The following is a 6,378-nucleotide window of genomic DNA, read 5'->3' as shown; positions in this document are numbered from 1 at the left end:
GTTGGGGGGCTGGCTCGGATCACCCCACTAATAAACACGACTACCACCCCCCCCTAAAAACCACCACTACGTGGGGGCCACCGGCAATCCGGTGGCCGCCTCTTCGTGGTGTCCGGTCGTGGTGTCCGGGGGGCCTTGAGGGCCCAGTACGTTCCCCAGGGCCCCGGTGGGCTCCGTACGGCGCTGCACGGCCCCGTACGGCCCCGTACGGCCCCGTACGGCCCCGTACGGGCCCGTACGGGGCAGGCGGACGCAGGCCGGGGGTTTGGTTGTGGGGGGTGCGGGAACGCGGCGCCTCAGCGGGCCTGTGCGGCAAGCTCCTTGGCCGCTTCCGTCAGATCCTTCGCCGTGTCGATAGCCCGCCAGTACGCGCCGTTCGGCAGCGGGAACCCGGCCAGACGCCGCTCCCGCGCCAGCCCCGGGAACGTGGTCCGCTCATGGTCGCCCCGGTCCGGCAGAAGCTCCGTGAACGTCGAGGAGAACACATACACACCGGCGTTGATCAGATACGGCGACGGCGGCGACTCGATGAAGTCGGTGATGTGACCGAACGCGTCGGTCTCGACCGCGCCCCACGGGATCCGGGGACGGGCCAGCGCGAGCGTCGCGAAGGCGTCACGCTCGGTGTGGAAGGCCGCCATCTCCCGCAGCGAGAAACGGGTCCAGATGTCACCGTTCGTCGCGTACCAGGGCTCGTCGGGGGCCGGGAGATGCGCGGCGGCGTACTTCAGACCGCCGCCACGGCCCAGGGGTTCGCTCTCCACGACCGTCGTCACCCGCAGCGGCAGGTCCGCGCCGTCCAGCCACTCCTGGAGAACCTCGGCGAGATGACCGCAGGAGACGACGGCGTCCGTCACGCCCTCCGAGGCCAGCCAGGCAAGCTGATGGCCGATGATCGGGGTCCCGGTGCCCGGGATCTCGACCATCGGCTTGGGGCGGTCGTCGGTGTACGGGCGCAGCCGCGAGCCCTGGCCGCCGGCCAGGACCACGGCCTGCGTCGGATACGTAGGCGTTTGCATGCCGTGAACGATATGCGGCGCAGGTGAAGACAGCGCCGCGGGCCGCGGACCGCGCCGGTCAGCTCCCCTGCGTCTGCTGGGCGACGCCGGTGGCGAAGGAGGTGTCGCAGACGGGCTGGGAGTAGGTCTGGGCACGCGTCGGCCCGAACCGGTCCACGGCCGCGCGGCCGAGGGCCTTCGCGATCGACATGCAGTGCTTGGCGAGGGACGGACGCTCCTCCACCTCACGCTGGAGATGGGTCAGGGCGACACTGGGGTCCTTCTCCTGGAGCTCGGCGAGGAGCCGGTCACGGAGAACGTCCTGGGGCGCACGTGACTTGGCGCGTACGGAGACGTTCTGGGAAGAGGCGGTGAGCATCTGCGACTCGCCGGAATGCCCGGCCCACGGCACGCTGGTGACCGCGAGGGTTCCGGAGAGCACCAGGACGACGGGCAGAACGAGAGCGAGAGTGCGGCCGATTCGGCGTGCTGTGTGGGTCACGCGAGCGAGCGTAGCGGTCAGTGATGATTTGGCGACATTTAGTCACTCGCCCGGGGGATGGTTCGACGAAGCTTTTCGAATCAGGTGTTGACGCCTGATGGTGAAATGCCCGATGTGTTGGGTTATTTGTCGACACGCAAAAACGGCCCCGCAGGAACTGCGGGGCCGTTTTCACGAGTTGCGCGCGACGCCGGAGCGTCAGTTGCTCAGACGCTCGCCCGTCGAGGTCGCGAAGACGTGGATCTCACCCGGACGCGGCACGACGTGCAGCTCCGCACCCTTGTCCGGCACGGCACGGCCGCCCACGCGGACCACGAGGTCCTTGTGCTCGCCGCCGACCCGGGCGGAGCCGTAGACGTAACCGTCGGCGCCCAGCTCCTCCACGACGTTCACGGAGACCGCGAGACCCGCGGGCGCGTCCTCGGTGTCCTTCGACAGCGACTTCGCGGCAGCGCCGTTGTGCTCGACGACGTCGAAGTGCTCCGGGCGGACACCGACCGTGACGGTCGTGTCGCCGCGGTCCGCGGCGGCGGTCAGCGCCTCACGCGAGACCGGGACGACGCTGTTGCCGAACTTCACACCACCGTCGGTGATCGGAACCTCGACGAGGTTCATCGCCGGCGAGCCGATGAAGCCGGCGACGAAGAGGTTCGCCGGCCGGTCGTACATGTTGCGCGGCGAGTCGACCTGCTGGAGCAGACCGTCCTTGAGGACCGCCACGCGGTCGCCCATCGTCATGGCCTCGACCTGGTCGTGCGTGACGTACACGGTCGTGATCCCCAGGCGGCGCTGAAGGCTCGCGATCTGCGTACGCGTCGACACGCGGAGCTTGGCGTCGAGGTTCGACAGCGGCTCGTCCATGAGGAAGACCTGCGGCTCCCGCACGATGGCGCGCCCCATCGCCACACGCTGGCGCTGACCACCCGAGAGTGCCTTCGGCTTGCGGTCCAGGTACTCGCTGAGGTCGAGGATCTTCGCGGCTTCCTCGACCTTCTGGCGGATGGTGGACTTGTTGACGCCGGCGATCTTGAGCGCGAAGCCCATGTTGTCGGCGACGGTCATGTGCGGGTACAGCGCGTAGTTCTGGAACACCATGGCGATGTCCCGGTCCTTGGGCGGCAGGTGCGTGACGTCGCGGTCACCGATCCGGATGGACCCGGCGTTGACGTCCTCGAGCCCGGCGAGCATGCGCAGGGAGGTGGACTTGCCGCAGCCGGAGGGACCGACGAGGACGAGGAACTCACCGTCCTGGGTCTCGATCTCGAGCTGGTCGACGGCGGGCTTCTCGGTACCCGGGTAGATCCGGGTCGCCTTGTCGAACGTGACTGTGGCCATGGTGAGGCTGCTCCTTCACCGGCAGGAACGTGCCGGACGATCCGTTGTAAGGGAGTGGTGTAGTCCAGTTCAGCGGACTTGCCGTGACGCTACCTGGCGATGGGTGTTCTGTCAGTAGGGGAGGGGGAGGGAATATTCGGGGGTGAGGAGGTTGGGTGGCAGAGCAACCCACTTTTGACCGTGCCCACCCACGAGGGCGAGCTTCCCGCTTCAACGCTCATTGCCGACCCGGCACGGCCGTCGAGGCCGCACCTGGCCGGTCTTATGGGAGCTCCACGGGCATTCCGGCCGACGGCCCGTCGGTCCGTGACGCACATCGCCGGCTCGTCTCTACGAGGTGAGGAGAATCTCAGGCAGTTCCGATGCCTTGATCACCGCTGGTGCCACTCTCCCCGGGGGCAACGCGGCGGCGACCAGCCAGTACAGCCGCATTCCCTCGTCCCGGAGATTCACGGCCGCGTTCCTGTCACGATCATGCACCGCACCGCAGTTCGCGCAGGTCCATTCCCGTACGGAGACGTCCAGACGCGGCCCCTTGGCGTGGCAGGACGAGCAGCGACGGGTGGACGGGAAGAATCGGTCGACGATCACCAGAGTCCGTCCGTACCAAGCGCACTTGTAGCGCAGTTGCCGCAGCAGTTCGCCCCAGGCGGCATCCTTGATCGCCTGATTCAGTCTTGCCTTCCGTTGCCGGCCCTTGCCGACGGCAGGCCGCAGGAGGTTGGCGACGGCCAGGTCCTCCACCACGAGCACTTGGTTCTCGCGCACGAGGCGGGTGGTGAGCTGGTCAAGCATGTCCCTGCGCACATCGCTGATGAGGGCGTAGAGCCTGGCGATCTTCAGTCTGGCCTTGTTGCGGTTGCGGGATCCCTTCTTTCTGCGGTGAAGCTCCTTCTGGCGGCGGGCCAACTCCGTGGCGTACTTCTTCAACAGCCGCGGGTGGTCGAGCCTCGTGCCGTCGTCCAGTGTCACCAGGCTCGCCAGGCCGAGATCGAGGCCGACGGCCTTCGGTACCCGGCCACCGGGCAGGAACGCCGTCGGGAGTGGAGCGATCCGCTCCTCGATCAGCACCCCCACGAAATACCGTCCGGCCCTGTCCCGCGTCACCGTCAGCTTCAGCGGAACTACTCCGCCGGGCATGGGGCGGGACCAGCGGACGTTCAGCGGAACTGTCTGTTTGGCCAACGTGATCATGCCGGTTCCCGGGCGCTCCGGATCCTCGGTCCAGCGAAAGCCGGTGCGGACAAAGGTTGCCGAGTCCCGGGACCGTCGCTTCGTCTTCTGCTTCGGGTGCTTGGCCGTGTTCTTGAAGAACCGGGAAAACGCGGCGTCCAGGTGCCGCAGCGCCTGCTGCAGCACCGTCGACGAGACATCCTGCAGCCACGACGTCTCCACAGCCCTTCGCCACCCGGTCAGTGCCCGGCACGTCTCGGCGAAACCGACGGACACCCGGTGCTTCTCCCAGGCATCGGTACGGAGGGCGAGTGCTTTGTTGTAGACCCACCGGCAGGCGCCGAATGTCCGCTCCAGCTGAGCGGCTTGTTCCGGCCTCGGGTAGAACCGGTAGCGATAGACACGCTGTTGTGTCCCCGGTTGCTTTGCCCGGCCCTTCAGTGGTTCTGCCGCACGGCCGTGATGCTTTCGGCGGCCGCTGATGCCGAGCGCCTCGCGCTTCACGCGCTCGGCTTCCGCGCCGGCGACGCGCATCGGCTTCTTCAGTGAATCCGCCATGACCCACCCCCCGGTCCGATCGTCAGAACGGCACACCAGTCCGTTCAACGAACGATTGGGCGAGTGGTTACGAAGGTCGAATCTTCTTGGCCGACGGGTTGGGCCGCTGTGTAGAGTGGTCACGCCTTCGCGCGGCCCTGAGCACGCGCAATGCCGCCTTAGCTCAGTTGGCAGAGCGGTTGCCTTGTAAGCTCCAGGTCGTCGGTTCGATTCCGACAGGCGGCTCAGACCACGTCAGTGCCCCGGACCGCATCGGTCCGGGGCACTGGTACGTTCCGGGCCTTTCCGGCGCCCGTCCCCGCTCTAGCCGCGCCCCGACACCCTGTCCGCCAGCGTCGCCACCCGGTCCGTCGCCGTCGTGCGGCCCGTCGATTCGCGGCGGTCCGCGCCGCGGTAGGCCGCGTACATCGCCTGGACTCCCAGCCAGCGCAGCGGCTCCGGTTCCCATTTGCGGACCTTGTGGTTGACCCAGGGGAGCGTCGTGAGGTCCGTGGGGCCCGACTGGCCCGAGTCCTGTTGGATCAGGTCGCGCAGGGTGCGGGCCGCGAGGTTCGTGGTGGCGACGCCCGAGCCGACGTAGCCGCCCGCCCAGCCGAGGCCGGTGGAGCGGTCCAGGGTGACCGTGGCGCACCAGTCGCGGGGGACGCCGAGGACGCCCGACCAGGCGTGGTCGATGCGGACGCCCGCCGTGGTGGGGAAGAAGCGGACGAGGATGTCGCGCAGGGCCTGGACGGTGGCGGGCTGGGTGCGGCCGTCGTTGTCGGTGCGGGAGCCGTAGCGGTAGGGAACGCCGCGGCCGCCGAGGGCGATGCGGTTGTCGGCGGTGCGCTGGGCGTACATATAGGCGTGGGCCATGTCGCCGAGGGCTTCGCGGCCGTCCCAGCCGATGGTGTCCCAGACGGACTGGGGGAGCGGCTCCGTGGCGATCATGGAGGAGTTCATCGGGAGCCAGGCGCGGCGCTGGCCCTTGAGGCCCGCGGTGAAGCCTTCGGTGCAGCGCAGGATGTAGGGAGCGCGGACGGTGCCGTAGGGCGTGACGGCGTGTTTGGGCCTGATCTCGGTGACGGGCGTGGACTCGTGGATGGTGACGCCGAGTGCCGCGACGGTGTCGGCGAGGCCCTTGACGAGTTTGACGGGGTGGAGCCGGGCGCCGTGGGGTGTCCAGCTGGAGGCGACGGCTCCGGCGACGCGGACGCGGTCGGCGGTCTCGCGGGCGCCGAGGAGGGCGCGGTCCTTCTCGCCGAAGGCGATCTCGACGGCGTGGAAGGTCTTGAGGCGTTCGAGTTGGGCGGGGGTGTAGGCGACTTCGAGGACGCCGCCCTGGTGGATGTCGGCGTCGATGTTCTCTTCGGCGGCGGTGCGGACGACTTCGTCGACGGTGTCGTTCATGGCCTGCTGGAGGCGTACGGCCGCGTCGTGGCCGTGGAGGCGGGCGTAGCGGCCGCGGCCGGCGATGCCGTTGTAGAGCCAGCCGCCGTTGCGTCCGGAGGCGCCGTAGCCGCAGAACTTGGCTTCGAGGACGGTGATGTTGAGGAAGGGGACGGCTTTCTTGAGGTAGTAGGCCGTCCACAGGCCGGTGTAGCCGCCGCCGACGATGCAGATGTCGGCGGTGGTGTCGCCGGGCAGGGGCTCCCGCGGTACGGGGAGGCCTTCCTGGGCGTACCAGAACGAGATGCCGCCGTTGACGGTGCTGGTGCTCATGTTGTCCCTGCTCCGGCGAGTGTGCCTGTGTTGTGCGGGGAGGCTACCGGCCGGCCGGCGTGGGGAGGACCGGGGGCCGGGGGAAATCGCTGGGTGGGGGCGGGCGGGGTG

The 6,378-nt window shown here is 68.7% G+C and carries 5 protein-coding genes and 1 tRNA gene; 1 reads left to right on the top strand and 5 read right to left on the bottom strand.

From position 1 onward, the window contains the following. Window positions 1-296: 296 nt before the first annotated feature. The 4 genes from ACFWU3_RS08005 to ACFWU3_RS07990 all read right to left on the bottom strand — a co-directional run bounded on the left by ACFWU3_RS08005 (window position 297) and on the right by ACFWU3_RS07990 (window position 4,566). Window positions 297-1,019 carry an NDP-sugar synthase gene (locus tag ACFWU3_RS08005; protein WP_384432839.1) on the bottom strand — a complete coding sequence of 241 codons (723 nt, stop codon included), beginning with the start codon at window positions 1,017-1,019 and terminating at the stop codon, window positions 297-299. A gap of 58 nt (window positions 1,020-1,077) precedes the next feature. Then, the gene (locus ACFWU3_RS08000) at window positions 1,078-1,500 is read right to left on the bottom strand and encodes a hypothetical protein (RefSeq protein ID WP_384432836.1); all 423 of its coding nucleotides are present in this window, start codon (window positions 1,498-1,500) and stop codon (window positions 1,078-1,080) included. 198 nt (window positions 1,501-1,698) lie between these two features. Beyond that, window positions 1,699-2,835, bottom strand: a complete 1,137-nt coding sequence (locus ACFWU3_RS07995; protein ID WP_384432833.1) for an ABC transporter ATP-binding protein — start codon at window positions 2,833-2,835, stop codon at window positions 1,699-1,701. A 330-nt stretch (window positions 2,836-3,165) separates the two neighbouring features. Next, window positions 3,166-4,566 carry an RNA-guided endonuclease InsQ/TnpB family protein gene (locus ACFWU3_RS07990; RefSeq protein WP_384433075.1) on the bottom strand — a complete coding sequence of 467 codons (1,401 nt, stop codon included), beginning with the start codon at window positions 4,564-4,566 and terminating at the stop codon, window positions 3,166-3,168. Between the two features lie 152 nt (window positions 4,567-4,718). Here ACFWU3_RS07990 and ACFWU3_RS07985 point away from each other — a divergent pair. After that, window positions 4,719-4,791, top strand: a tRNA-Thr gene (locus ACFWU3_RS07985). Between the two features lie 78 nt (window positions 4,792-4,869). On the opposite strand, the gene ACFWU3_RS07980 is transcribed toward ACFWU3_RS07985, so the two are convergent. After that, window positions 4,870-6,267 carry an NAD(P)/FAD-dependent oxidoreductase gene (locus ACFWU3_RS07980; protein WP_384432830.1) on the bottom strand — a complete coding sequence of 466 codons (1,398 nt, stop codon included), beginning with the start codon at window positions 6,265-6,267 and terminating at the stop codon, window positions 4,870-4,872. Window positions 6,268-6,378: the final 111 nt, after the last annotated feature.

Origin of the sequence: Streptomyces sp. NPDC058685 (genome assembly GCF_042714725.1) — a bacterium.
Taxonomy (GTDB): domain Bacteria; phylum Actinomycetota; class Actinomycetes; order Streptomycetales; family Streptomycetaceae; genus Streptomyces.
Note: the sequence above shows the minus strand (reverse complement) of the source record. Positions and strands in the feature narration are given on the sequence as shown.